Origin of the sequence: Aeromonas taiwanensis (assembly GCF_000820165.1) — a bacterium.
GTDB lineage: Bacteria > Pseudomonadota > Gammaproteobacteria > Enterobacterales > Aeromonadaceae > Aeromonas > Aeromonas taiwanensis.
The window spans coordinates 118,556-145,294 of record NZ_CDDD01000101.1 but is presented as its reverse complement, the minus strand read 5'-3'; the positions used below and the strand labels follow the sequence as shown (position 1 = coordinate 145,294).

Annotated in this window: 22 protein-coding genes and 3 tRNA genes; 16 read left to right on the top strand and 9 right to left on the bottom strand. The window is 61.7% G+C overall.

Features of this window, described 5'->3' with window-relative positions; translation table 11 throughout:
- Positions 1-79: 79 nt before the first annotated feature.
- Entirely contained in the window at positions 80-487 is a 408-nt protein-coding gene (locus tag BN1136_RS18310; protein ID WP_043757398.1) for a Spy/CpxP family protein refolding chaperone, read from the bottom strand.
- Positions 488-687: 200 nt separating this feature from the next.
- On the opposite strand from BN1136_RS18310, the gene pncC reads away from it, so the two are divergent.
- From pncC to BN1136_RS18270, 8 genes are all read left to right on the top strand, one after another.
- Positions 688-1,179, top strand: coding sequence for a nicotinamide-nucleotide amidase (gene pncC, locus BN1136_RS18305; protein ID WP_043757401.1), 492 nt, complete (start codon positions 688-690; stop codon positions 1,177-1,179).
- 80 nt (positions 1,180-1,259) lie between these two features.
- Complete coding sequence (gene recA, locus BN1136_RS18300) at positions 1,260-2,324, top strand: recombinase RecA (protein WP_043757404.1); 1,065 nt, start codon at positions 1,260-1,262, stop codon at positions 2,322-2,324.
- A gap of 41 nt (positions 2,325-2,365) precedes the next feature.
- Positions 2,366-2,875, top strand: coding sequence for a regulatory protein RecX (locus tag BN1136_RS18295; RefSeq protein WP_043757408.1), 510 nt, complete (start codon positions 2,366-2,368; stop codon positions 2,873-2,875).
- 261 nt (positions 2,876-3,136) lie between these two features.
- The gene (gene alaS, locus BN1136_RS18290; protein ID WP_043809032.1) at positions 3,137-5,761 is read left to right on the top strand and encodes an alanine--tRNA ligase; all 2,625 of its coding nucleotides are present in this window, start codon (positions 3,137-3,139) and stop codon (positions 5,759-5,761) included.
- A gap of 16 nt (positions 5,762-5,777) precedes the next feature.
- The gene (locus BN1136_RS18285; protein WP_043757420.1) at positions 5,778-7,025 is read left to right on the top strand and encodes an aspartate kinase; all 1,248 of its coding nucleotides are present in this window, start codon (positions 5,778-5,780) and stop codon (positions 7,023-7,025) included.
- 93 nt (positions 7,026-7,118) lie between these two features.
- Positions 7,119-7,307 (top strand): carbon storage regulator CsrA, encoded by a 189-nt coding sequence (gene csrA, locus BN1136_RS18280; protein ID WP_005315760.1) that lies wholly within the window; start codon positions 7,119-7,121, stop codon positions 7,305-7,307.
- Between the two features lie 213 nt (positions 7,308-7,520).
- Positions 7,521-7,613 (top strand) — tRNA-Ser (locus tag BN1136_RS18275).
- A gap of 3 nt (positions 7,614-7,616) precedes the next feature.
- Positions 7,617-7,693: transfer RNA gene (locus BN1136_RS18270), tRNA-Arg, on the top strand.
- A 428-nt stretch (positions 7,694-8,121) separates the two neighbouring features.
- Here the strand turns inward: BN1136_RS18270 and pbpG are convergent.
- From pbpG to pepA, 6 genes are all read right to left on the bottom strand, one after another.
- The gene (pbpG, locus tag BN1136_RS18265) at positions 8,122-8,907 is read right to left on the bottom strand and encodes a D-alanyl-D-alanine endopeptidase (RefSeq protein ID WP_043757426.1); all 786 of its coding nucleotides are present in this window, start codon (positions 8,905-8,907) and stop codon (positions 8,122-8,124) included.
- Positions 8,908-9,085: 178 nt separating this feature from the next.
- Positions 9,086-9,751: a DedA family protein gene (locus BN1136_RS18260; protein ID WP_043757427.1), complete on the bottom strand. Its 666-nt coding sequence runs from the start codon at positions 9,749-9,751 to the stop codon at positions 9,086-9,088.
- A gap of 18 nt (positions 9,752-9,769) precedes the next feature.
- Positions 9,770-11,062, bottom strand: coding sequence for a hemolysin family protein (locus tag BN1136_RS18255; RefSeq protein WP_043757430.1), 1,293 nt, complete (start codon positions 11,060-11,062; stop codon positions 9,770-9,772).
- Positions 11,063-11,293: 231 nt separating this feature from the next.
- Positions 11,294-14,158, bottom strand: a complete 2,865-nt coding sequence (locus BN1136_RS18250) for a valine--tRNA ligase (protein WP_043757433.1) — start codon at positions 14,156-14,158, stop codon at positions 11,294-11,296.
- A 63-nt stretch (positions 14,159-14,221) separates the two neighbouring features.
- The gene (locus tag BN1136_RS18245) at positions 14,222-14,674 is read right to left on the bottom strand and encodes a DNA polymerase III subunit chi (protein WP_043757438.1); all 453 of its coding nucleotides are present in this window, start codon (positions 14,672-14,674) and stop codon (positions 14,222-14,224) included.
- A gap of 167 nt (positions 14,675-14,841) precedes the next feature.
- The gene (gene pepA, locus BN1136_RS18240; RefSeq protein ID WP_043757441.1) at positions 14,842-16,353 is read right to left on the bottom strand and encodes a leucyl aminopeptidase; all 1,512 of its coding nucleotides are present in this window, start codon (positions 16,351-16,353) and stop codon (positions 14,842-14,844) included.
- Between the two features lie 172 nt (positions 16,354-16,525).
- Between pepA and lptF the strand changes: the two genes are divergently transcribed.
- Positions 16,526-17,638: an LPS export ABC transporter permease LptF gene (gene lptF / locus BN1136_RS18235; RefSeq protein ID WP_043757443.1), complete on the top strand. Its 1,113-nt coding sequence runs from the start codon at positions 16,526-16,528 to the stop codon at positions 17,636-17,638.
- A gap of 25 nt (positions 17,639-17,663) precedes the next feature.
- Positions 17,664-18,734 (top strand): LPS export ABC transporter permease LptG, encoded by a 1,071-nt coding sequence (gene lptG / locus BN1136_RS18230; RefSeq protein ID WP_043757446.1) that lies wholly within the window; start codon positions 17,664-17,666, stop codon positions 18,732-18,734.
- 108 nt (positions 18,735-18,842) lie between these two features.
- On the opposite strand, the gene BN1136_RS18225 is transcribed toward lptG, so the two are convergent.
- Entirely contained in the window at positions 18,843-19,358 is a 516-nt protein-coding gene (locus tag BN1136_RS18225; protein WP_043757449.1) for an RDD family protein, read from the bottom strand.
- Positions 19,359-19,501: 143 nt separating this feature from the next.
- On the opposite strand from BN1136_RS18225, the gene BN1136_RS18220 reads away from it, so the two are divergent.
- The 4 genes from BN1136_RS18220 to BN1136_RS18205 all read left to right on the top strand — a co-directional run bounded on the left by BN1136_RS18220 (position 19,502) and on the right by BN1136_RS18205 (position 23,874).
- Positions 19,502-19,586, top strand: a tRNA-Leu gene (locus tag BN1136_RS18220).
- Between the two features lie 646 nt (positions 19,587-20,232).
- Positions 20,233-21,657: an ammonium transporter gene (amt, locus tag BN1136_RS18215; RefSeq protein WP_043757450.1), complete on the top strand. Its 1,425-nt coding sequence runs from the start codon at positions 20,233-20,235 to the stop codon at positions 21,655-21,657.
- A 224-nt stretch (positions 21,658-21,881) separates the two neighbouring features.
- A complete protein-coding gene (gene rlmD, locus BN1136_RS18210) occupies positions 21,882-23,234 on the top strand; it encodes a 23S rRNA (uracil(1939)-C(5))-methyltransferase RlmD (protein WP_043757452.1) in 1,353 nt (450 codons plus the stop codon).
- Between the two features lie 127 nt (positions 23,235-23,361).
- A complete protein-coding gene (locus tag BN1136_RS18205) occupies positions 23,362-23,874 on the top strand; it encodes a GNAT family N-acetyltransferase (RefSeq protein ID WP_043757456.1) in 513 nt (170 codons plus the stop codon).
- A gap of 227 nt (positions 23,875-24,101) precedes the next feature.
- Here BN1136_RS18205 and BN1136_RS20325 read toward each other — a convergent pair whose 3' ends face one another.
- Positions 24,102-24,437, bottom strand: coding sequence for a hypothetical protein (locus BN1136_RS20325; RefSeq protein WP_156135315.1), 336 nt, complete (start codon positions 24,435-24,437; stop codon positions 24,102-24,104).
- Between BN1136_RS20325 and BN1136_RS18200 the strand changes: the two genes are divergently transcribed.
- The gene (locus BN1136_RS18200; RefSeq protein WP_043757459.1) at positions 24,411-25,199 is read left to right on the top strand and encodes a TatD family hydrolase; all 789 of its coding nucleotides are present in this window, start codon (positions 24,411-24,413) and stop codon (positions 25,197-25,199) included. The two genes, BN1136_RS20325 and BN1136_RS18200, sit on opposite strands and share 27 nt — an antisense overlap.
- A gap of 213 nt (positions 25,200-25,412) precedes the next feature.
- On the top strand, positions 25,413-26,687 hold the full coding sequence (locus BN1136_RS18195; RefSeq protein WP_043757461.1) for a NupC/NupG family nucleoside CNT transporter: 1,275 nt from the start codon (positions 25,413-25,415) through the stop codon (positions 26,685-26,687).
- Positions 26,688-26,739: the final 52 nt, after the last annotated feature.

Here is a 26,739-nt window from a genome sequence, read left to right as displayed (position 1 = left end):
CAACCGGGGCAGAAGAGGAGGAGCAGACAAAATCCCCGCATCGGCGCGGGGATCGGGGCCAGAGGAGGGAAACCGCCTCTCAGTACATCGCCTCGCCGCCGTTCAGCATCTCGTGCAGCTTGGCTTTCTGCTCAGGTGTCAGCACCTGGCTCACCTCGAACAGGTAGTGGGCGCGATAATAGCGAGCCTCGGCCTGTACGTCGCTGATGGTCTGCAGCTGTTTCTTGGCGGCCGCCTCGTCCCACTTGCCGGACTTGATCATGTTGACGATGACGTCCTGGCCGATGGCATCGAGCTTGACGGCTCCCAGGTCCTTGGCTGCCTGCTCACGCAGTCCCTTGATCTGCTCCATCTGCGCGTTCGAGAGGTTGAGCTCCTGGGCCAGGGTTGTCTCGGTCTGCAGCTCCGGGGTTGCCTCGGCGGCAAAAACCTGGGTGGTGGCGCAGAGGGCGAGGGCAACCAGGGCGGCTTTGAACGGGTGTTTCATCGGTGTGTTCTCCTTTTCTGTCACGGGGTGAAACCGCACGCATGACGGTGCCATGAGATGATACGAGGTGCCCTTGTACTGGAGCTTAAGCCGTGACAACTTGCTGACGCGCACGAACCCGGGTCGGTTGCCCGGGGGGCGGGGCAACTGCATAATGAGCCGCATATTTCGCCCTGCAAGGGGCAACTGAGGAGATGACGATGGGACTGGAGGCAGAGATCACCCGTTTATCCCAGGAGCTGGGCGAAGCATTGCTGGCCAAGGGCTGGCTGGCCGCCACGGCGGAGTCCTGTACCGGCGGCGGCGTGGCCACGGCCATTACCGATATCGCCGGCAGCTCGACCTGGTTCGATCGCGGCTTCGTCACCTATACCAACGAGGCCAAGCAGCAGATGCTGGGAGTCAGCATTGACAGCCTGCTGCGCCACGGCGCCGTCAGCGAGGCGGTGGTATTGGAGATGACGCGAGGCTGTCTGGCCCGCTCCGATGCGGGGATCTGCGTGGCCATCAGCGGCATCGCCGGGCCCGGCGGCGGTAGCGACGAGAAGCCGGTCGGTACCGTCTGGTTCGCCTGGGCGGATCGCACCGGCCGCCATCACTCCCTGCTCGCTCGTTTCGACGGGGATCGCCATCAGGTTCGCCAGCAGGCGGTCAGACAGGCCTTGTCCGGACTGCTGGCCCTGCTCAAATAAATTGGACTTGATACTGTATGCATAAACAGTATACTTAGCCCAACTTCACTTCTTCATCACGATTCCCAGCGGAGATTGGCATGGATCAGAACAAACAGAAGGCACTGGCGGCTGCGCTGGGCCAGATCGAAAAGCAGTTTGGCAAAGGCTCCATCATGCGTCTGGGCGACAGCAAGACCATGGATATCGAAGCCATCTCCACCGGCTCCCTCTCCCTGGACGTGGCGCTGGGGATCGGCGGCCTGCCGTGCGGCCGTATTGTCGAGATCTACGGTCCGGAATCCTCCGGCAAGACCACGCTGACCCTGCAGGTGATCGCCGAGGCCCAGAAAAAGGGCAAGACCTGCGCCTTCGTCGATGCGGAGCACGCCCTGGATCCCGTCTATGCCGCCAAGCTGGGGGTCAACGTCGACGACCTGCTGATCTCACAGCCGGATACCGGTGAACAGGCGCTGGAGATCTGCGACATGCTGGTACGCTCCAACGCCGTCGACGTCATCATCGTCGACTCCGTGGCCGCCCTGACGCCGAAAGCGGAAATCGAAGGGGAGATGGGTGACTCCCACGTCGGCCTGCAGGCCCGCCTGATGTCCCAGGCCTTGCGCAAGCTGACCGCCAACATCAAGAATGCCAACTGCCTGTGCATCTTCATCAACCAGATCCGGATGAAGATCGGCGTCATGTTCGGCAGCCCGGAGACTACCACCGGTGGTAACGCGCTCAAGTTCTACGCCTCCGTGCGCCTGGACATCCGTCGTACCGGCGCCATCAAGGAAGGGGACGAAGTGGTCGGCAACGAGACCCGCGTCAAGGTGGTCAAGAACAAGGTGGCGCCCCCCTTCAAGCAGGCCGAGTTCCAGATCTTCTACGGTGCTGGCATCTCCAAAGAGGGCGAGCTGGTTGATCTGGGCGTCAAACACAAGCTGATCGACAAGGCCGGTGCCTGGTACAGCTACAACGGCGAGAAGATCGGTCAGGGCAAGGCCAACGTCATGAAGCTCTTCTCCGAGAACAAGGCGCTGGCTGGCGAGGTAGAAGCCAAGCTGCGCGAGCTGCTGCTCTCCGGCGCCGCGCCGGTGGAGGAGAAAGCCTCCGCCGCCGAGTACGACGAGTTTGAAGCCGAAAACGAACAAGAGTTCGAATAAGAGCGAAAGGAAGGCCGGGTTGATACCCGGCCTTGTCATTTATGGTTGATGAATCCGTTACCGAGCCTGCCGAGCCCGTCGAACCCACCTTTGAGGAGCAGCTGGCCGCCGCCCGCGCCTTCGCCATGCGCAGCCTGGCACGGCGCGAGAGCGCCGAGTCGGAGCTGGCCAGGCGCCTGCGCCAGCAAGGCTTCAAGGAGGAAGTGATCGACGCAGTGCTCGACTACTGTCGCGGCTATCACTGGATCGATGACGAGCGCTACGGTGCCATGGCGGTGCGGGCTGGTGCCGCCAAGGGGCATGGCCCGCTCAAGATCCGTTTCGACTTGCGCCGCAAGGGGCTGAGCGATGTCCAGATTGATGCCGCCTTCGAGCAACCCGAGCTGGACTGGTTCGAGCTTGCCCTGGCATTGCTGGCGCGGCGTGCCCGGGCCGCCGATCTCGCCGACTTCAAACTGCGCATGAAATGGCTGAAATACCTGCTTGGCCGGGGGTTCACGCAAGATCAGTCTCGCTATGCCCTCTCTGCTTTGCAGGAGGAGGGGCAGTAGACTCGTCTTGGTGTGCGGTGGCGGCTCCCTCGCCCGCGCGACCATGTTTGTACTCCCATTGACCCCTCCGATTGCTGCCAGAGGGCTGCCAGTGTCAGCCGGCCGACTCCCCTTTTACGCCCCGCTTGCCAACGCGTCGCTCGCCGCCGTATCCGTTGCGGGCTTTTTCACCCGCAAGGGGCCCGCGCGTTTTACTTTACCCGGCAGAAAACTTACATTAATGCGGTTAAAAGTCCGTATTCGAATCAAGCAGGATTTTCCATGTATATGTCCACGTCAGAGATACGCGCCGCGTTTCTCGAGTATTTCCGCTCCCAGGGGCACCAGGTTGTCACCTCCAGCTCGCTGGTACCGCACAATGACCCGACCCTGCTGTTCACCAACGCAGGGATGAACCAGTTCAAGGACGTGTTCCTTGGCGCCGACAAGCGTGCCTACAACCGCGCCACCACGGCCCAGCGCTGCGTGCGGGCGGGCGGCAAGCACAATGACCTGGAAAACGTCGGCTATACCGCACGTCACCACACCTTCTTCGAGATGCTGGGCAACTTCAGCTTCGGTGACTACTTCAAGCAGGACGCCATCCGTTTTGCCTGGGAATTCCTGACCGGTACCCTCAAGCTGCCCAAAGAGCGCCTGCTGGTGACCGTCTATGAAACGGACGACGAAGCTTTCAACATCTGGGCGGACGAGATCGGCGTACCGGCCGATCGCATCGTGCGCATCGGTGACAACAAGGGCGCCGCCTTTGCCTCCGATAACTTCTGGCAGATGGGCGATACCGGTCCGTGCGGTCCCTGCACCGAGATCTTCTATGATCACGGCGACCACATCTGGGGTGGCCCTCCCGGCTCGCCCGAAGAAGACGGCGACCGTTTCATCGAGATCTGGAACGTGGTCTTCATGCAGTTCAACCGTCAGGCAGACGGCACCATGGAGCCGCTGCCCCGTCCGTCTGTGGACACCGGCATGGGCCTGGAGCGTATCTCCGCCATCATGCAAGGCGTGCACTCCAACTACGAGATCGACATCTTCCAGGCGCTGATCAAGAAGGCCGCCGAGATCGTCGGTACCACGGATCTGAGCAACCAATCCCTGCGCGTTATCGCCGACCACATTCGCTCCTGTGCCTTCCTGGTGGCTGACGGTGTCATGCCCTCCAACGAAGGCCGGGGCTATGTGCTGCGCCGCATCATCCGCCGCGCCGTGCGTCACGGTCGCAAGCTGGGCGCTACCGAGGTCTTCTTCTACAAGCTGGCGGCCGAGCTGGCGGTGCAGATGAAGGACGTGGCCGAAGAGCTGATCGCCCAGTTGCCTCTGGTCGAGCGCGTGCTGCGCATCGAGGAAGAGCAGTTCGTCCGCACCCTGGACAGAGGTCTGCTGCTGCTGGAAGACGCGCTGGCGAACCTCGGCGACGCCAAGGTCATCCCGGGCGAGGTGGTGTTCAAGCTCTATGACACCTATGGCTTCCCGGCGGATCTGACCGCTGACGTGGTGCGCGAGCGCGAGATCGGCATCGACGAAGAGGGCTTCAAGGTCGAGATGGAGAAGCAACGCGCCCGCGCGAAAGAGGCCTCCAGCTTTGGCGTGAACTACAACGAGGTCCTGAAACTCGATTTCGAGACCCCCTTCACCGGCTACAAGCAACTGAGCCAGACCACCCAGGTGGTCGGCATCTACAAGGATGGCGTCGAGGTCAATGGTCTCATCGCCGGTGAAGAAGCCGTGATCGTGCTGGCCGAGACCCCCTTCTATGCGGAGTCCGGTGGCCAGGTAGGCGACAGCGGCATCCTCAAGGTGGACGACGGCATCTTCGCCGTGACCGATACCCAGAAGGCCGGCAAGGCCATCATTCACAAGGGTTATCTGGAGCTGGGCACCCTGGAGAAAGGCGCCGAGGTCGAGGCCGTGGTCGATGGGGAGCGCCGTCAGGCCGTGGCCCTGAACCACTCCGTGACTCACCTGCTGCACGCGGCCCTGCGCCAGGCGCTGGGCGAGCATGTGACCCAGAAGGGCTCCCTGGTGGGTGCCGAGCGCATGCGCTTCGACTTCTCCCACTTCGAAGGCCTGACCATGGCGACCATCCGCCGGGTCGAGGAGTTGGTCAACGCCCAGATCCGTGCCAACCACGAAGTGGCTACCCAGCTGATGAACCTGGACGCGGCCAAGGCGGCCGGCGCCATGGCGCTGTTTGGCGAGAAATACGAAGACGACGTGCGCGTCGTGCGCATGGGCGACTACTCCACCGAGCTGTGTGGCGGTACTCACGCCAAGCGTACCGGTGACATCGGCTTCTTCAAGATCGTCGCCGAGAGCGGTATTGCCGCCGGTGTGCGTCGTATCGAAGCCGTGACCGGCAAGGGTGCCATCGACTTCATGCACCAGATGGGTGAGCAGATCGAAGAGGCGGCCGCCCTGGTGAAGGGGGATCAATTCTCCATCGTCGACAAGGTGCGCCAGGTGCTGGACAAGGCCAAGATGATGGAGCGCGAGCTGGAACAGCTCAAGGCCAAGCTGGCCGCCCAGGCCGGCAACGACCTGCTGAGCCAGGTCATCGAGATCAATGGCCAGAAGGTGCTGGTCGCGGCGCTGGAAGGGGCCGATCCCAAGTCCCTGCGTGGCATGCTGGACGAGCTGAAGAACCAGATGAAGTCCGGTGTCGTACTGCTGGCAACCAGCGGCGACGGCAAGGTGAATCTGATTGCCGGCGTGACCAATGACCTGACCGGCAAGGTCAAGGCTGGCGAGCTGGTTAATCTGGTGGCCCAGCAGGTGGGTGGCAAGGGCGGTGGTCGTCCGGACATGGCACAGGCGGGTGGTACCCAGCCTGAGGCGGTGCCGGCGGCGCTGCAATCCGTTCACTCCTGGCTGGAAGAGCGCCTGTAAGCGGGCGAGGTGATCTGTGGCACTCTTTGTTCAGAAGTACGGTGGAACCTCGGTCGGGACGCTGGAGCGGATCGAGGCAGTCGCCGATCGCGTTCAGCTGACCCGTGCCCAGGGACATGACGTGGTGGTGGTCGTTTCCGCCATGTCGGGCGAAACCAACCGGTTGCTGGGCATGGCCCAGCAGCTGGATCAGGATGCCAATCGGCGCGAGATGGATGTGCTGATCTCGACCGGTGAGCAGGTCACCATAGCGCTGCTGGCGATCGCGTTGAACAAGCGCGGTTGCCCTGCGGTCTCGATGACCGGCGATCAGGTCCGTATCCACACCGACTCCGCCTATGGCAAGGCGCGCATCACCCGGATCGACACCGAGCAGGTTCAGGCCGAGCTCGGTGCCGGCAAGGTGGTGGTGATCGCCGGCTTCCAGGGGCGTGATGAGCACAATGCCATCACCACCCTGGGACGTGGTGGTTCGGACACCACGGCCGTGGCCGTGGCGGCGGCCATCAAGGCCGATGAATGCCAGATCTTTACCGATGTGGATGGTGTCTACACCACGGACCCGCGCATCGAGCCCAAGGCGCGTCGCCTCGATACCATCACCTTCGAGGAGATGCTGGAGATGGCGAGTCTGGGGGCCAAGGTGCTGCAGATCCGTTCGGTGGAGTTCGCGGGCAAGTACCGCGTGCCGTTGCGGGTGCTGTCGAGTTTTGTCGACGGAGAGGGAACCTTAATCACATATGGAGGTGAGAGGATGGAAGCACCCCTGGTATCCGGCATTGCGTTCAATCGCAACGAGGCGAGTCTGACCATTCTGGGTGTGCCGGACCGGCCGACGGTGGCGGCGCAGATCCTGAATCCGATCAGCGATGCCAACATAGATGTCGACATGATAGTGCAGAACACCATGGGGGATGGCACCGCCGACTTCACCTTCACGGTGAATCGCGATGACTACCGCCGGGCCCGCGCCCTGCTGGAGGAGACCGCCACCCAGCTGGGGGCCGCCTGCGTGCAGGGCAACGGGGAGATCGCCAAGGTCTCCATCGTCGGGGTCGGCATGTGGAATCATCCGGGCGTCGCTCGCACCATGTTCAAGGTATTGGGCGAGGAGGGGATCAACATGCAGCTGATTTCCACCTCTGAAATCAAGATATCCGTGGTGATTGACGAGAAGTACCTGGAGCTGGCAGTGCGTTCATTGCACTCGGCGTTCGGGCTGGATAATGAGCCTCATGAGCAGCCCTTGGGGAACAATCCCTGATTGATTTAGTTTCAACCATTTACCATATCGGTATCTTTGTAAGATAATGGCGCATATCGATATAAATACAAAACAGGATACAGGAGCAAGCGAATGCTTATTTTGACTCGTCGTGTTGGGGAAACCCTGATGATTGGTGACGAAGTGACCGTGACCGTACTGGGCGTCAAGGGTAACCAGGTGCGTATCGGTGTGAATGCACCGAAAGAGGTCTCCGTACACCGCGAAGAGATCTACATGCGGATACAGGCCGAGAAGGTACCGGGTCAACCGAACTTCTAAGCGGTACAGCTAGCAGCTATCAGGCGACATCTCATGTGTCGCCTTTTGTTTTTCCGGGCCCCGGCAATCGGCCTGCAGGGCGCGGTGGAACTGGGTAAGTGTCGATATTGCTTGAATATTCCACTCTTTGGCCAAATGCTGAGCGAACGCTCTGTTTTCTCCAAAAAAGTGTTTGACTAAAAATCCCTGTGAAGTATTATCAGCCCCGCAAACGGAGAGGTGGCCGAGAGGCTGAAGGCGCTCCCCTGCTAAGGGAGTATGCGGCTTATACCCGCATCGGGGGTTCGAATCCCCCCTTCTCCGCCATTAGCGCCCGTAGCTCAGCTGGATAGAGTACCTGGCTACGAACCAGGTGGTCAGAGGTTCGAATCCTCTCGGGCGCACCATACAGACAGCCTCGACTTCGGTCGGGGCTGTTTTTTTATGGGCCGCTCCAGGCGTGTCGATGCGATTCGGCTGGTTGTGATACTCGTCTCTTCACCTCTTCACCTCTTCACCTCTTCACCTCTTTGCCTCAGCGCTGCTGCTTCGCTGCTGTGGTCGCGATCATCCCATCCTGGCCATCCAGGCGGTCACCAGCAGGCTCGTGACAACGGCTGCCACGCCGGCATGGCGGGCGCTCGCTCGGTGCCTCACCCTGCCTCCTTTACCAACTTTGCCCCCCACTCACGCTATCGCGCCCTATGCGTATCCCTTCGTCCAAGACAACACCTTGTCACCTTCTGCTGGTGAATGTGCTCAGATGTGGATAGAGGCGGTTTGCGGGCAATAAAAAAGGATGCCGCAGCATCCTTTCTTGTCGTCGTGGAGAGAATCAGCTTTTCAGCCACTTGCGGATGCGGTTGGCATCCCCGACCGGAGTGCGTTTCCCCACGGAGTTGAGCAGCACGATGGCGAGCTCCTGGCTATCCGGCTTGGCACGCATCAGCAGGCAGCGGCCCGCCTCGTCGGTGTAGCCGGTCTTGGAGAGGCGCACACCCCAGTCCGGGTTCTTCACCAGGGGATTGGTGTTGTTGAACATCAGACTGTAGGCAGGAGTGCTGAAGCGCATCTCCTTGCTGGTGTCCTGGGTGAATTCGCGGATCAGCGGCTGGCGATAGGCGGCGGCGATGAGCTTGGCCAGATCCCGGGCAGTGGAGACGTTGCGGGTCGACAGGCCGGTGGCGTCGTAGAAGCGGCTGTTGCGCATGCCGAGCTGTTTGGCCTTGTTGTTCATGGCGCGAATGAAGGCCGAGCGGCCGCCCGGGTAGTGGCGGGCCAGCGCCGAGGCCATGCGATTCTCGGAGGACATCAGTGCCAGATGCAGGGCGTCGCGGCGGCTCACCTTGGTGCCCATGCGCACCCGGGAGTAGGTGTGCTTGAGGTTGTCCCTGTCGTTCTGATCGATGGTCAGCGTCTGGTTCAGGTTCTGGCGGGCATCCAGCACCACCAGCGCCGTCATCAGCTTGGTGAGGGAGGCGATGGGACGCACCTGGGCGGGGTTCTTCTGGTAGAGCGTCTTGCCGGTGTTGACGTCCATCACCAGGGCGCTGCCCGACTTGAGTTGCAACTTGGCCGGGTTCGGGGTTGCCAGGGCGGCCGGCGATCCGAGCACTCCCATCAATCCACCTACCAGCGCGATTGCGCGAATCCAACACCCCATACGACCGACTCCATCCACAGCGAAAAAAGGCGGTAGATTCACTCATTTTTGCCCTTGCTTTACAAGAGCGGGCAGGGGGAATTCGCCACTATTTTCCATAAAAAAGGGCCGCCTGTCGGCGACCCTCTGATTTGCCTCACTTCGGCGAGACACCGGCCTTGCGTTTGCTCCACCAGCGCCAGACCAGGGCGATGAGACCCCCCACCAGCAACACCACGGGCAGATAGAGGATAACGCTGAGAAATTGGGACTCATACTGCGCGGCCAACTTGGTGTGGCTCAGGTAGTAACCCAGTCCGACCAGGGGGCAGATCCACATGATGGAGCTGATGAGGTTGACTACCAGGAAGCGTCCCTGGGGGATCTCGTTGGCGCCGACGATATAGGGGTAGGCAGTGCGCACGAAGGCAATGTAGCGGGCGGTGATCAGGGTGATGATGCCGTACTTGTTGAGCAGGTAGTGCACCTTCTCCTTGTGCTTGTCGTCCAGATGGGACATCAGCCTGTGATACATCTGGGTGTGGCCAAGGAAACGCCCCTGCATGTAGCCGAGCCAGGTGCCGCAGAAGGTAGCCAGGATCAGCAGCGGGACGACTGCCAGGGGCAGCACACCCTGATAGATGAGCACGCCGGTCAGGATCAGCAGGGTGTCGCCGGGCAGAAAGGCGGTGGGGATGAAACCATTCTCCAGCACCAGGAATGTCAGGAGGACGACATAGACCATGAAGACCATGTCGGGATTGGAAAGCGTCGCCAGATCCTGATTAATGAAGGCGTGAGCCAGGTGGTAAAACTGCTCCATACATGCAAACTCCGCAGGTTAGCTGGGTTGGTCGGTCAAGGGCATGGCAAGCACCTTGTCGATGCGCAGGCCGTCCATATCCACTATTTCCAGTTGCCACTGTTCCAGGGTGACCAGGTCTCCGGTCTGGGGAAGGCGGCCAAGGAGCAGCATGATAAGCCCTCCAAGGGTGTGATAGTGATGTTTTTCTTCTTCTGGCAGTCGCACCAGCTCCAGACAATCCTTCAGCTCGGGCAGGGGGATGAGGCCGTCGAGCAGCCAGCTGCCATCGGCGCGCTGGAAGGCCCAGTTGTCCTCCCCACCTTCCTGCTGGAAGTCGCCGGCCAGGGTTTCCAGCAGATCCTGCTGGGTGACCAGCCCCTGCAGCTCGCCATATTCATCCACCACCAGCACCATGTGCTCGGAATGGGTGCGGAAATGGTTGAGCAGCTCCAGGCCGTTCAGGGTCTCCGGCAGCAGGCTGCCATCCTGGGTCAGGGCCGCCAGATCGATGGGCTCCCCCTTGATGTAGGCGTGCAGCACCTTGCTGACGTTGAGAATGCCCACCAGATCCGAGAGGCTGCCGTCACAGACCGGGAAGAAGCTGTGGCGATACTCCACCAGACGCTGCAGGTTGGTTTCCAGCGGCAGGGAGAGGTCGATGTAGCGGATGTCGCTGCGGGGCACCATCAGCGACGAGAGGCTGCGCTCGTCGAGGCGGAACACGTTCCGCAACATGGTGTGCTCGTGATCCTCGATCACCCCGGCTTCCGAGCCCTCCACCAGCATGGCGTGGATCTCCTCCTGGGTGACGTTGGCGCCGCTGCTCTGATCGACCCGCAGCAAGCGCAAGGTGGTGTTGGTGGAGGCGGACAGCAACCAGACGAAGGGGCGGGTCAGGGTCGCGAGCCAGAGCATGGGACGGGCCACCAGGCAGGCGATGCGCTCGGCGCTGAGCTGGCCGAGACGCTTGGGCACCAGCTCCCCCACCACGATGGAGAGGTAGGTGACCAGGACCACCACGATGACGGTGGCGAGGAGGCTGCTGCTCTTGGGGGAGAGTCCCCACTCCTGCAGCCAGAGGGCGAAGGGCTGGGCCAGCAGGGATTCGCCATAGATACCGTTGAGCAGGCCGATGCTGGTGATGCCGATCTGGACGGCAGAGAGGAAATGGGTCGGATCTTCGCCCAGCTTGAGGGCGATGGCGGCGGAACGACTCCCCTCATTGGCCATCTTGGCAAGCCGTGCCTTACGGGCGGTGACGATGGCGATTTCCGACATGGCAAAGACGCCATTGAGCAAAATCAATCCAAACAGGATCAATATTTCCATACTGCAGCAGCACTCCCGATAGATAAGACCGCTGGCAGTGTAATGAATTTGCGGGCGATGCGCTTGTGAAAGGAGGTGATTTGGCTCGTGAATTTTTCAATCAGCCTCCTCTGCAGGCGGCGTTTTCCCGTTAAGTCGGGCCGTAAGGGCCGGGCTTGGGTGCCAAGACGGGCCTGCGCCAGAAACGAAAAAGCCCCCGATGGACGGGGGCTTTGAAGGAGACAGACTCGCTTACAGGGCGGCGATCTCGGCCTGCTGGGCTTCCAGCTTGGTCAGCTGGAGGCGGTAGTCCTCCAGCTTCTCGCGCTCCTTGGCGATGACCGCTTCCGGCGCCTTGGCGACGAAGGCCTCGTTGCCGAGCTTGCCCTCGATGCGGCCGCACTCGCCCACCAGACGGGCTACCTCTTTGGCCAGACGGGCCAGTTCGGCTTCCTTGTCGATGAGGCCGGCCATGGGGATCATCAGCTCGGTGGCACCGATGAGCTTGGTCACCGACAGGGGAGCAGCTTCACCATCCGCCAGTACGCGGATGGACTCCAGACGGGCCAGGGACTTGAGGAAGGCCTCGTTGTCAGCGGCACGCTCGGCATCCTTGGCATCGCATTTCAGCAGCACGTTGAGGGGCACGCTCGGTGCCACGTTCATTTCGGCGCGGATGTTGCGGATGCTGACGATGAACTCCTTCACCCACTCCTGATCCGCCATGGCGGCTTCGTCCAGCTTACGCTCGTCCACCTGCGGGAAGGCCTGCACCATGATGGTGTCGGCGTTGACGCCGGCCAGCGGGGCTACCGACTTCCAGATGGTCTCGGTGATGAACGGGATGATGGGGTGCGCCAGACGCAGCAGGGTTTCCAGCACAGTCACGAGGGTGTGGCGGGCAGCACGCTGCTCGGCCTCGGAACCCTTGGTCAGCACCGGCTTGGTCAGCTCCAGATACCAGTCACAGAACTGGTTCCAGATAAATTCGTACAAGACGCCGGCCGCGATGTCGAAGCGGTAGGTATCCAGCGCGGTGCGGAAGTCACGGATGGCTACCTGCAGTTGGGACTGGATCCAGCGGTCCGCCAGGCTGAACAGCATCTCGCCGCCATTGCCTTGCGAAGAGAAGCCACAATCCTGATCTTCGGTGTTCATCAGCACGTAGCGGGAGGCGTTCCACAGCTTGTTGCAGAAGTTGTTGTAGCCATCCAGACGCTTCATGTCCCAGTTGATGTCACGACCGGTAGAGGCGAGCGCCGCCAGGGTGAAGCGCAGGGCGTCGGTGCCGTGGGCGTCGATCCCTTCCGGGAACTGCTTGGCGGTACGCTTGGCGATCTTCTCGGCCATCTGCGGCTGCATCATGTTGCCGGTGCGCTTCTCCAGCAGATCTTCCAGGCTGATGCCGTCGATCATGTCGAGGGGGTCCAGCACGTTGCCCTTGGACTTGGACATCTTCTGGCCTTCCTCGTCGCGGATAAGACCCGTGATGTAGACGGTCTTGAACGGGACTTGCGGCTGGCCGTCCTCATCCTTGATGAAGTGCATGGTCATCATGATCATCCGGGCAATCCAGAAGAAGATGATGTCGAAGCCGCTCATCAGCACGTCGGTCGGGTGGAAGGTCTTGAGCGCCTCTGTGTTGTTCGGCCAGCCCAGGGTGGAGAAGGTCCACAGGGCGGAGCTGAACCAGGTGTCGAGCACGTCTTCGTCCTGACGCAGCACGGTCACGGACGGGATGCTGTGCTTGGCGCGCACCTCTTCCTCGCTGCGACCGACGAAGACATTGCCGGCATCGTCATACCAGGCCGGGATGCGGTGACCCCACCACAGCTGACGGGAGACGCACCAGTCCTGAATGTCGCGCATCCAGGAGAAGTACATGTTCTCGTACTGTTTCGGCACGAACTGGATGCGGCCATCTTCGACGGCTTCGATGGCGGTCTTGGCCATGGGGGCCACGCGCACGTACCACTGGTCGGTCAGCATGGGCTCGATGGGCACGCCACCGCGATCGCCGTAAGGCTGCTGCAGCACGTGATCCTTGATCTCGGCCAGCAGGCCCAGCTCGTCCAGCTTGGCGACGATGGCCTTGCGGGCCGCGAAGCGCTCCATCCCCGCGAACTCGACCGGCAGGGCGGCGTCATAGGCGGTGCTCGGGTTGCCGTTGGCATCCACCACTTCGGCCTCGGCACGCACGTGAGCGTCCAGGGTGAAGATGTTGATCATCGGCAGGTTGTGGCGCTTGCCGACTTCGTTGTCGTTGAAGTCGTGGGCCGGGGTGATCTTCACGCAGCCGGTGCCCTTCTCCATGTCGGCGTGCTCGTCGGCGACGATGGGGATCAGGCGGTTCACCAGCGGCAGCAGGATGTGCTGGCCGATCAGCGCCTTGTAGCGCGGATCTTCCGGATTCACAGCCACGGCGGTGTCACCCAGCATGGTCTCCGGACGGGTGGTGGCGACGATCAGGTGATCCTTGCCTTCGGCGGTCTTGGCGCCGTTGGCCAGCGGATAACGCAGGTGCCACATGTGGCCCTTGATCTCGCGGTTTTCCACTTCCAGGTCAGAGATGGCGGTGTTGAGCTTGGGATCCCAGTTCACCAGGCGCTTGCCACGGTACATCAGGCCGTCTTCGTAGAGACGGACGAACACTTCCTGCACGGCGGCGGAGAGGCCTTCATCCATGGTGAAGCGCTCGCGCTCCCAATCCACGGAGTCGCCCAGACGGCGCATCTGGCGGGTGATGGTGCCACCGGACTCTTCCTTCCACTGCCAGATCTTGTCGATGAAGGCTTCGCGGCCGTAATCGTGGCGGGTCTTGCCCTCTTCGGCGGCGATCTTGCGCTCCACCACCATCTGGGTGGCGATACCGGCGTGGTCGGTACCCGCCTGCCACAGGGTGTTCTTGCCCTGCATGCGGTTGTAGCGGATCAGGGTGTCCATCAGGGTCTGCTGGAAGGCGTGACCCATGTGCAGGCTGCCGGTGACGTTCGGCGGCGGGATCATGATGCAGAAGGAGTCTTTGCTGGTGTCGCCGTGGGGCTTGAAGTAACCCTGGGCTTCCCAGTGCTGGTAGAGCGCCTGTTCGATGGCGTTGTGATTAAAAGTCTTTTCCATGGTCTCGCCGTATTCTGGATGGATGGATTCTGGTGCTGATGGTGGTGGAGGAAACGGGGGCAGTCAGGGCTGCGCCGGATCCTGAGTCGCGACGGGCTGATCCCTCATCTCGAGGGTGTGTCCCGCCTGGCGATAAAGCTTGTAGCGCTCGCGGGCCCGCTGCTTCTGCGTTTCGTCAGTGGGGACAAAATCTACCACTTGAGCGAAGTGTCCTGCAAACAAAGGTGTCTGCCGGGCCAGGTTGATGAGGCAGGCATAGCGCCGCCGTGGCGGCTGATGGCCTATCTCCACCGGGGCCTGGCCGCTCTCGCCCTGCAACTGGTGCGGCACGAAGCGATCCGGCGGCAGCTGCCACAACAGCTCGTCCAGGCGCAGAGCCTGGGCCTCGTCGTCGCAGAACAGGTAGAGGTGGCCCGCGCTCCAACCATCGGCCGCAAGCTGGCAGGCGAGGCGCTCGACGGCAGAAGCCTGGCCGTCGTCCGGCTCGCTCATCAGGTAAAAGGTCACTTGGCTCATCAGGTTGGTCCCGTTTGGCTGTGACGGACAGCGATTGGCCGTCTTCGGAGTCCCGTGCCGGCACGGATTTCCCCGGATTCTCTCAATGAAACAAGGAAGAGGCAGGCCTCTTCCTTGTGATACAGGGTAACGCCTTTTCGCATCGCTCATGGAGTCGATGGAGGGAATTACTCCTTGTCTTCGACGTCCGCCACGCCGGCTCGATTGAGCAGGAACTGGGTCAGCAGGGGCACAGGACGACCGGTGGAGCCCTTCTCCTTGCCGCTCTTCCAGGCGGTCCCGGCGATGTCCAGGTGGGCCCAGTTGTACTTCTTGGTGAAGCGCGACAGGAAGGCGGCGGCGGTGATGGTCCCCGCCGGACGACCACCGATGTTGGCCATGTCCGCAAACGGGCTCTCCAGCTGCTCCTGATACTCGTCGAACAGGGGCAGGCGCCAGGCGCGATCGCCAGCCTGCTCGGAGGCGTTGAGCAGCTCGTGGGCCAGCGGGTTGTGGTTCGCCAAGAGGCCCGAGGTGTGGTGACCCAGGGCGATGATGCAGGCACCGGTCAGGGTCGCCACGTCGATCACGGTCTCGGGATCGTAGCGGTCCACGTAGGTGAGGGCATCGCACAGCACCAGGCGACCTTCGGCGTCGGTGTTGAGCACCTCGACGGTCTGGCCGGACATGGTGGTGAGGATGTCACCGGGACGGTAGGCATTGCCACCCGGCATGTTCTCGCAGCCCGCCAGCACGCCGATGACGTTGATGGGGAGCTGCAGCTGGGCCAGGGCGTGCATGGTGCCGAGCACGGAGGCGGCACCACCCATGTCGTATTTCATCTCGTCCATGCCGTCGGCCGGCTTGATGGAGATGCCGCCGGAGTCGAAGGTCAGCCCCTTGCCCACCAGCACGATGGGCTTGGCATCGGCGTTGCCCTTGTACTCGATGATGGCCATCATGGCCTCGTTCTCGGAGCCGCGGGCCACCGCCAGGTAGGAGTTCATGCCGAGCTCGGCCATCTCCTGCTCGCCGATCACCTTGGTGGTGATGTTGTCGTAGGCATCCGCCAGACGGCGGGCCTGGGAGGCGAGGTAGGCCGGATTGCAGACGTTGGGCGGCATGTTCGCCACGTCGCGGCAGATGCGCACACCCTTGGCCACGGCCAGACCGTGGTTGATGGCGCGCTCGCCTATGGTCAGTTCACGACGCGTCGGCACGTTGAATACCAGCTTGCGCAGGGGGCGGCGCGGTTCGGCCTTGTTGGTCTTGAACTGGTCGAAGCTGTAGAGGCCCGCCTTGGTGGTTTCTACCGCCTGGCGTACCTTCCAGTAGGTGTCCCGGCCCTTGACGTGCAACTCGGTCAGGAAGCAGACCGCCTCCATGGAGCCGGTTTCGTTCAGGGTGGTGATGGTCTTGTTGATGATCTGCTTGTACTGGCGTTCGTCGAGTTCCCGCTCCTTGCCGCAACCCACCAGCAGCACGCGCTCGCTGAGTACTCCGGGTACTTGATGCAGCAGCAGCATCTGGCCTGGTTTGCCTTCCAGATCGCCGCGGCGCAGCAGCGAGCTGAGGTAGCCGTCGCTGATCTTGTCCAGCTGTTCGGCAACCGGAGAGAGGCGGCGCGGCTCAAAAACGCCGACCACGACGCAGGCGCTGCGTTGCTTCTCAGGACTGCCACTCTTTACACTGAACTCCATGGAATCTCCTACATCCTAAAGACAAAAGGCACCTTTTATTGAATAATGCGGTGCTTGTTGGGGTATCAGAGGCGGAGCGAACAGCCACAGGCTCCGCAGTTCAAACTGGTAAAAATCCAATATAGGGCCCTATTTTTCAGGCATTCGACTAAAAACACAAGTTTACTTGGGAATGACTGTGATCGTTTTCCGATATTTGTTCAGGGAGACCCTGAAAACCCAGCTGGCGGTGCTCTTCGTACTGCTGCTTATCTTCGTCAGCCAGCAATTCATCCAGATCATCGGCGACGCCGCCGATGGCGAGGTGCCGACGCGCCTGGTGTCCACCCTCTTGCTGCTCAACCTGCCGAATATGGCCCTGTTGATGCTGCCGATCAGTCTGTTTTTAGCCATTCTGTTTGCTCACGGTCGTCTGTACGCAGAAAGCGAGATGACGGTGATGCACGCGGTGGGCTTCAGCCACCGTTTCATCATGGGGAGTGCCATGGTGCTGGCCCTGCTGACGGCGGCTGTCGCGGCATTCAACACCGGCTGGATTGCCCCCCAGGCCAAGGAGCGCGAGTACCAGGTAATCGACGAATTCAAGGCCGATCCGGGCATCTCCTTCCTGCAGGCTGGCCGATTCATGGAGCTCGACAAGGGGCGTCTGGTCGCCTACATCCAGGATCTGAACGACAAGGGCTCCGAGCTGCAGAAGATCTTCGTGCTGCAACGGGCAGAAGGAACGTCCCCTCCCTCCGTGGTAGTGGCGACGGAAGGGGTGGTCACGGTGGACGACAACGGACTGCAGTGGCTGACCCTGAAGGATGGCTCCCGCTACGAGGGGCGTTTCGGCACCCGCCAGTTCCAGGTCTCCGAGTTTGCCGAGTACAGCCTGGTGATCCGCCAGCAGGAGATGGAGCGTTCCAACCGCAAGGCGGCGGCCAAGCCGACCATGGAACTGCTCGGCACCCAGGACAACCAGCTGATGGCCGAGCTGCAGTGGCGTCTGTCGTTGCCGCTCTCCATCCTGGTGCTCACCTTCCTGGTGGTGCCGATGGCCAGGGTCAACCCCCGCCAGGGGCGTTATGCCAAGCTGCTGCCGGCCATCCTGCTCTATCTCTCCTACTTCCTGCTGCTCAGCGCCGCCCGCTCGGCCATCGACAGCGGGCGTCTGCCCCACTGGCCCGGCATGTTCCTGGTGCCGCTGGTCTATCTGCTGCTGATCGGGTTGCCGCTCAACCTGCAGGGCACCAGCTGGTGGAACGGGGTCAAGGGTCACTTCTTCCAGAGAAAGTCAGCATGATGCTGCAACATAGGAGTTTCTGCTGATGTTCGGCATTCTCGACAGATATATCGGCCGGGTCATCTTCATGTCGATCCTGCTGTGCGAGCTGACCCTGGTCGGGTTGGCAGCGCTCATCAAGTACGTGGAACAGCTGAAGGCCGTGGGGGAGGGCAACTATGACATGCTCAACGCCCTCTACTTCGTGATGCTCTCCATGCCCAAGGAGGCCGTGCTCTTCTTCCCGTTGGCAGCACTGCTGGGCGGTCTGATTGGTCTGGGCCAGCTCGCGACCAGCTCCGAGCTGGTAGTGATGCAGGCGGCCGGTCGCTCCAAGATCAGCATCGTCATGGCGGCACTCAAGACGGCGATCCCCTTGATGCTGCTGGTGGGGCTGATGGGAGAGTACGTTGCTCCGGCCGCCAAGCGGATGGCCGATGACATCAAGGCGGGCGCCATGTCGGAGGGGCGCCTGACCGTCTCCGCCTACGGGGTCTGGGCGCGGGATGGCAACAACTTCGTCAGCATCAACGGGGTACGCAACGACGGCGCCCTGACCGGTATTATCCTCTATCGTTTCACCCCCTCCCGTGATCTGATCGACGTGGTGCAGGCGCAGGAAGGGGTGTTCGAGCAACACCACTGGCGGCTCAACAATATCTCTGTCACCCGGTTTGACGATCCCACGCAGATAGTGACCGAGCAGCATCCCCAGATGGAGTGGCAGTCAGAGCTGACCCCCAAGCAGCTCGGGGTGGTCAGCATAGATCCCGAGAACCTGCCCGTCTCCGGACTGATGGACTACATCGGCTATCTGGATGCCAACAAGCAGGATGCCGGACGCTACAAGCTTGAAATGTGGCGCAAGCTGCTGTCCCCCCTCTCCGTGGTGGCCATGATACTGCTGGCCTCCTCCTTCATCTTCGGCCCGCTGCGCTCGGTGAGCATGGGCGCGCGGATGCTGATGGGGATCATGACAGGCTTCGCCGTCTATGTGAGCGACCGGGTCTTTGGCCCCGTCAGTCTGGTCTATGCGGTGCCTCCCATACTGGCGGCCATCGCCCCCAGCCTGCTGTTCGGTGGCATCTCCTTCTATATCCTGAGCCGCAAGCAGTAACGGTGGCCGGGAGCACTGCGGCGTCCGCCATGCTCGCGGCCATGTGATACCAGCAGATGCAAAGAGGGCACCCCAGGGTGCCCTCTTTCTATTGCGTGCAGGCTCCGGTCACTTGTTCAGCTGTTCCAGGTTCTCCTCCTTGCTCAATACCACCACCTCGCACTCGGCCCAGATGTCCTGGAAGGCGCGGGGGCGGGCGCGGTTGAACACGCAGAGCAGGTTGCCAAGGCCAAAGGCCGAGGTGGCGAGCCGGATCAGGGCCTGAGTGATACGGATATTGCTGCCGTCCAGATTCTGGATGCGCAGCCGCCAGGCGCGCATGCCGATGGTCTGACCGGCGCGGGTCCAGAACCAGGTGTAGAAACCACAGATCACCAGGGCCAGCCAGGCGCTGTAGAGGGGGCTGGTGAGCAGCCAGGACGCATCCTTGCCCTCGGGGACGGTCGCCATGCCGGTAGCCAGCAGGAGTTGCGCTACCCCCATGCCGATGAAGCCGGCGATGATCAGGAGAGCGATGACCACCAGATAGTCGTAGAGCAGTGCACCCAGGCGTCGCAGCAGGCCGGCCGATGGGTGTCGATGGGGAGGGGGCTGGAGAGAGGAGGGGGTCTTGCGCTTGGCCATGGTGATTATTCCATTAATATGATGCGGGCATTCTATGTAACAGATCCTGCATCGGCAAGGCGTTGAATAAATGAGCAAACAACAGTGGGCGAAAGAAAAACACCTTGCATGCCAAAACGCCATTCGTATAATCCCTCGCAGTTGCCCGGGTGGCGAAATCGGTAGACGCAGCGGATTCAAAATCCGCCGTAGCAATACGTGTCGGTTCGAGTCCGACCCCGGGCACCATCAACAAATTCAATGACATAAGGCCACCCAAACGGGTGGCCTTATGTTTTTCTGGCGCCACACCATGGGCGGCTGCTCATCATTCCATCCAGGGGGGAAAGATCATTCTCCCGAGGCGTCTGCTTCCCCGTTCGACTTGGCCTGTGTGGCCGGACGCACCCCATCTTATGTCACCACATTCCCGCTCTTCATGACCCAGGCAAGTGGATGACGACTTGCCCGACCATCCCGCTCCTCGCTTCCGCCCAACCTTGTGCCGCAACAATGGGGCATCAGCTTCGCGTCCTGGTGGTATGCAAGGCCCCCTGTCCCATATCCCGGGATGACACTTTCCCCGGGGGATTGAGTCATCCTGGTGCACTCTTCCAGCGATGCACAGCCAAAGTGCGATTTTCCCTCCGTTGCGGGGCATGGTGCGCCAATATGGTGCATTAAAGTCATCATTTAGATATAAGAAATTGAATTTAAATGAAAATTTTTGTTGGCCTGCTTTATGCTTTTGCCCATGTCATGTCGCCATCACAAGTCTGCGACCTCATCCCCGGGTGGTACCTGGCAAGCGGAATGAACAGGACGGGTGATGATCAGGAATGGAATTCAAATCAGGAAATGGACCCGGATGCCGGGACGACAAGGAGAGGGCTGTATGTTCAAGAGACTCGTAATGACTGGCCTGCTGGCGTTGAGCGCCACCATGGCCGCCCCTGGCTGGGCCGAAGAGGTGGCCGCGCAGGCCGATGTGGTACAGGCGGCAACCGTGACCATCAACAAGGGGGACAATACCTGGCTGATGGTGGCGGCGGCTCTGGTGATCCTGATGTCCGTTCCCGGGCTCGCCCTCTTCTATGGCGGTCTGGTGCGCGCCAAGAATATGCTGAGCGTGCTGATGCAGGTCTTCACCCTGTTCTGTCTCATCACCGTTCTCTGGGTGATCTACGGCTATTCACTGGCCTTTACCGAGGGCGGCGCCTTCTACGGCTCCTTTGACAAGGTGCTGCTGGCCGGGGTGACGCCGGACTCCATCGCCGCCACCTTCAACAAGGGGGTGGGGATCAGCGAGTTCATCTATGTGGTGTTCCAGGGGGCCTTTGCTGCCATCACCTGCGGGCTCATCGTCGGTGGTTTCGCCGAACGGATGAAGTTCTCTGCCGTGCTGCTGTTCTCGGTGATCTGGTTCACCTTCGCCTACATTCCGATGGCGCACATGGTGTGGTACTGGGCCGGCCCGGATGCCTACACGGATGCCGCCGCTGCCGAGGCGGCTGGGGCGACCGCGGGCTATCTGTTCCAGCACGGCGCCCTGGATTTCGCGGGCGGCACCGTAGTGCACATCAACGCGGCGGTGGCCGGCCTGGTGGGGGCCTTCATGGTCGGCAAGCGGGTTGGGTACGGTCGTGACCCCATGACGCCCCACAGCCTGACCATGACCATGATCGGCGGCGCCCTGCTCTGGTTCGGCTGGTTCGGTTTCAACGCCGGCTCCTCCCTGGAAGCCAACGGCACGGCGGCCCTGGCCTTCGCCAACACCTGGATCGCGCCAGCCAGTGCTGCGCTCTCCTGGACCTTTGCCGAGTGGGCGATGAAGGGGCGCCCCTCCCTGCTGGGGGCGGTCTCCGGTGCCGTGGCTGGCCTGGTCGCCATCACCCCCGCAGCCGGCTTCGTCGGTGTGGGGGGCGCCCTCATCATCGGCCTGCTGAGCGGCGTTGCCGGCCTGTGGGGCGTACACGGTCTCAAGCGCCTGCTGGGGGCCGATGACAGCCTGGACGTGTTCGGCCTGCACGGAGTGTGCGGGATCCTGGGGGCCGTGCTGACCGGCGTATTCGCCAGTCCGGATCTCGGTGGTACCGGGGTGTGGGACTATGTGACCAACCAGGTGGCCGAAGGTTACTCCATCCTGGCCCAGGTGAAAGTGCAAGTCATCGGCGTGCTGGTGACTGTGGTCTGGACCGCGCTGGTCTCTGCCGTGGCCTACAAGCTGGTGGACCTGCTGATCGGCCTGCGGGTGAAGGAAGATGCGGAGCGGGAAGGGTTGGACGTGACCAGCCATGGCGAGAAAGCCTACAGCTTGTGATCCCGTGATCCAGGATTCGAGACCGCCGGCACCGTCCGGCGGTTTTTTTATGGCGGCAACGGGCCGCCATCGGGGCCGGGGGAGCAGTTCCCGCCGATATTTGCCTGACGAGGCGGTTTTGTGCCTGCATTTTGGGCAGATCTTCGCTAAACTCTGCCACCCTTTTATTCGGGGCCGCCGGATCCGCCCCGTCGCCCCCTTCTTTTATGCCTTCGGAGCCGCTCATGCCGTTAGTGGGACACCAACATCAGATCGATATTCTGGAACTGACCGACAAGGGGGATGGCAAGGGTCGCCTGTTCGATCGCCCCCTGTTTGTCGAGGGTCTGCTGCCCGGTGAGCAGGCGCTGGTCGAGTTGACCGAGGTCAAGCCCAACTACCTGCACGGCAAGCTGGTGGAGCTGACCCAGCCGTCTGCCGACAGGGTCGCCGATTTTTGCCCCAACACCGAATGCGGCGGCTGCCAGGTGCGCCCGCTGGCCTATCCGGCCCAGCTCGCCCTCAAGCAGACTATGGTGCAGCAGGCGCTCGAGCAGGCTGGTCTGGGTGAGACCCCGGTCAACCCCATCCTCGGCATGGAGAGCCCGTTCGCCTATCGCAACAAGGCCCAGTACGCCGTGCGCGGCAGCGAGGCGGGGGCCGAGATCGGCTTCTATCGCAAGCACTCCCACGACCTCATCACCGCCGACGACTGTGCGGTGCAGGATCCGCTCCATGTGGAGTTGAATGCCCGGGTGCGCCAGTGGATGCGCGCGCACGACATCGCGGCCTATGACGAGGTCAACCACACCGGCTGCGTGCGCAACCTGATGACCCGCAAGGGTTTCAAGAGCGGCGAGCTGATGGTCGTGCTGGTGACCCTGGGCGAGGATCTGCCGTTCGAAGCGGAGTTGCTGGCCGCCCTGAGCGATCTGCCCATCACCACCCTGGTGCAGAACATCAATGACGAGCGTACCAACCGCATTCTTGGCGCGACCAACCGGGTGCTGCTGGGGGAAGGGGTGATCCGCGACAAGATCCACGACCTCGAGTTCGAGATCTCGCCGCTCTCCTTCTTCCAGAACAACCCGAGCCAGACCGACGTGCTCTACTCCAAGGCGCTGGAGTATTGCGAGCTGACCGGCAGCGAGACGGTGTTCGACATCTATTGCGGCATCGGCACCATCTCCCTCTTCCTGGCAGGCAAGGCTGCCAAGGTGGTGGGGATCGAGTCGGTGGAGAGCGCCATCAGCGATGCCCGCCGCAATGCGGCTCTCAACGGCATCGAGCACACCGAGTTCCACGTGGGTAAGGCCGAGCAGCTGATGCCCGTGCTGCATGCCGACGGGGTGAGCGCCGATGTGGTGGTAATGGACCCGCCCCGCAAGGGTTGCGACAAGGCGGTGCTGCAGACCCTGGTGGCCATGGCGCCGCGCCGGCTGGTCTATGTCTCCTGTAACCCCCAGACCCTGGCCCGGGATCTCGCCTGGCTGGTCAAGCAGGGCTTCGTGCTGGACGAGGTGCAGCCGGTGGACATGTTCCCGCACTCCATGCACGTGGAGGCGGTCGCCCGTCTGAGCCTGCCGGCGAAAGGCTGATCAGGCCTGGCTGGGAGGCAGCCTCGCCATGGAGGCATGGCATTAGCCAGATGGCTCTGATAAAAGCGACTCCAAATGGAGTCGTTTTTTTATGGTCGGCCCGGGGTCGATCGGCTGGAGGCCCGATATGAGCATTCGTTTGGCCGGGGTGGAGGATGCCGCCGTCCTGGATCACTTCTTCCGGCAACTGGATGGGGAGACCCGCTTCATGCTGTATGAGGCGGGAGAGCGCCCCTCGGATATCGAAGGGCAACGCCAGCGTCTGGCCGCCATGGTAGCCAGCACCAATCAACGCCTCTGGATCCTCGTTTTGGACGGGGAAGTGCAGGGGGTTGCGGTGATGATGGGGGGCGCGCTGCGACGCAACCGGCACTGCGCCCTGGTAGTGATGGGGCTGCTGACGGGGGCGCGGGGCCAGGGTTGGGGAGAGCGCCTGCTGCAGACCCTGATCGCCGCCGCGCCGGGGTGCGGCCTCCAGCGGCTGGAGCTGGGCGTGATGGTGCACAACGAGGTGGCCCACGCCCTTTACCGCAAGTGCGGTTTCATGGATGAGGGGCTGAGACGGCAGGCGTATCGACTGGACGAGGGCTATGTGGACGAGATCACCATGGGCCTGCTGCTGCCGTTGGGCGAAGCATGACGCCGCTGGCCCCGTGACGCTGGCACGGGGAACGCGTCTGGGGCAGGCTGTGTCAGTAAGCAATCGAAACAAGGAGGCGTTCATGAAGGGGATATTGCTGCGTTGGCTCGCTCGCTACGATGCCTGGTGTGAGGAGTGGGGACTCATTCCTGAGAACCGGCGCTGCTGCACACCGGTGCGCCGCGAGCAGGATGAGCAGGCGCCAAAGCAAAGGGAGGAGGCGTCACTCACGGATACTGGCCGGTCACGGCACCAATGATGCCGTTGATGTCGAGGTTCTGCGTCCCCAGGGCGCTAAAGTGATAGAAGGACAGCGGTTCCTCCTTCACCTGGACCAGCCCGGCCGGCATGGGCGAGCTGTCCGCCGTCACCGAGAAATGGCTTTTGAGGGCATCGCTCTGGACGTTGATGATGTGGGGAGGGTGGTGACAGCCAGGATCCCCGGTACCGGCATGACAAGTTCCGGCATGAGGCTGCGGGAGATGCGTTGTGGCATGAGATGCACCCATTGAGTACGACCGACAGGTAAGCGCGACATGAAACTGATAGATACCCACTGCCACCTGGATTTTCCCGTCTTCGATACCGAGCGTGAGGCATTGCTGAATCAGTGGAACCAGCTGGGGGTGGGCGAGTACATCATCCCCGCCGTGGGGGAAGAGAACTGGGCCAGGGTGATGGCATTGGCAGGGAGCCACGACAGTATCCGTTATGGCCTGGGGATCCACCCCTGGTACGTGGGGGCCCAGACGGAGGGGGCGCTGGACAGGCTGGCCGCCCTGCTGGCAAGCCGGCCCCGGGGACTGGTGGCGGTGGGCGAGTGCGGACTGGATCTGCGCAGCCAGGTACCTCAGGAAGGGCAGGTCGAGGCATTCGAGGCGCAGGTGAGGTTGGCCATGGCCCATGAACTGCCCCTCATCGTTCACTCGGTGCGTGCCAATGACACGGTTGCCAGGATCCTGCGGCGCTTCAAACCGGCGCAAGGGGGCGTCATTCATGCCTTCAGCGGCTCCCTTCAGCAGGCTGAGGCCTTCTGGCTGCTGGGGTTTCGGCTGGGGATAGGGGGGGTCATCAGTTATGAGAGAGCCAACAAGACAAGGGAAGCGGTGCGAGCCATGCCGCTGGAGGCCCTGCTGCTGGAGACCGATGCCCCCGACATGCCGCTGCAGGGACGACAGGGGGAGACCAATACCCCGGCCAGTCTGCCGGAGATCGCCGCCTTGCTGGCGCAGTTGCGCCAGCAGCCGCTGGCAGATGTTATTTCGGTGTTACATGAATCCACCCAAAAACTGTTCCCGCTGAAAAATCACCAAATTAACATATGATTAACTATTGATGCCGGTGTGGTAAAAAACCAAACCCATAAAAATCGTTTTCGGTCTAATTAAACGATGTCCGGTCCGTTTCCGGCTTATAAAATGTGACCAGTATTCTATTTTGTCGCACCGTAATTAGTATAATGCGCACCCTTGATTAGCGGCTTCAATACACAAATCGTTAACAAGCTGGCAGGTGCTACTAAAGAGGAAGTATTAATAATGAATCTGATAATGGGTCTGGTAGGGATGGCGACGCTCATCCTGATTGCGGTGCTGTTCTCCAGCAACCGCAAGGCAATCAAAATACGTACCGTAGGCGGCGCCTTTGCCATTCAGGCCGGCCTGGGGGCTTTCGTGCTGTACGTCCCGGTTGGTCGCGACATCCTGGTGGGTGTATCTGACGCCGTTTCCAGCGTCATCGGCTATGGCCAGAACGGCATCGAGTTCCTGTTTGGTGGTCTGGTTGGCAACAAGATGTTTGAAGTGTTCGGTGGCGGTGGCTTCGTCTTCGCCTTCCGCGTCCTGCCCGTTATCATCTTCTTCTCTTCCCTGATCGCGGTGCTCTACTACCTCGGCATCATGCAGTGGGTGATCAAACTGCTGGGCGGTGGCCTGCAGAAAGTACTGGGCACCTCCCGTACTGAATCCCTGTCCGCGACTGCCAACATCTTCGTCGGTCAGACCGAAGCGCCGCTGGTGGTGCGTCCCTTCATCTCCAAGATGACCGACTCCGAGCTGTTCGCCGTCATGTGTGGTGGCCTGGCCTCCGTTGCCGGTTCCGTGCTGGCCGGTTACGCCTCCATGGGCGTCAAGATGGAATACCTGATCGCGGCCTCCTTCATGGCTGCACCGGGTGGTCTGCTGTTCGCCAAGCTGCTGGTACCGGAAACCGAGACCCCGAGCTACGACGAGAGCAGCGCCGAGAGCGAGCTGGACGACAAGCCGGCCAACGTGATCGACGCCGCCGCCGCCGGTGCTTCCGCCGGTCTGCAGCTGGCCCTGAACGTCGGCGCCATGCTGCTGGCCTTCATCGGCCTGATCGCCATGATCAACGGCATCTTCTCCGGTGTGGGTGGCTGGTTCGGTTATCCGCAGCTCTCCCTGGAACTGCTGCTGGGCTGGCTGTTCTCCCCGCTGGCCTTCCTGATCGGTGTGCCCTGGAGTGAAGCCGTCGTTGCCGGTTCCTTCATCGGTCAGAAGCTGGTCGTCAACGAGTTCGTGGCGTACCTGAACTTTGCCCCCTATCTGAAGGACGAAGTGCTGATCAATGGCGTGGCCATGTCCGAGCACACCAAGGCCATCATCTCCTTCGCCCTGTGTGGCTTCGCCAACCTGTCCTCCGTCGCCATTCTGCTCGGTGGTCTGGGTTCCATGGCACCGAACCGTCGCGGCACCATCGCCAAGTTCGGTCTGAAGGCCGTACTGGCAGGTTCTCTGTCCAACCTGATGTCTGCGACCATCGCAGGCTTCTTCCTGGCGCTGTCCGGCATGTAATATCGCCTGACTGTCAGGGTAAAGACGAACGCCACAGCGAAAAGCTGTGGCG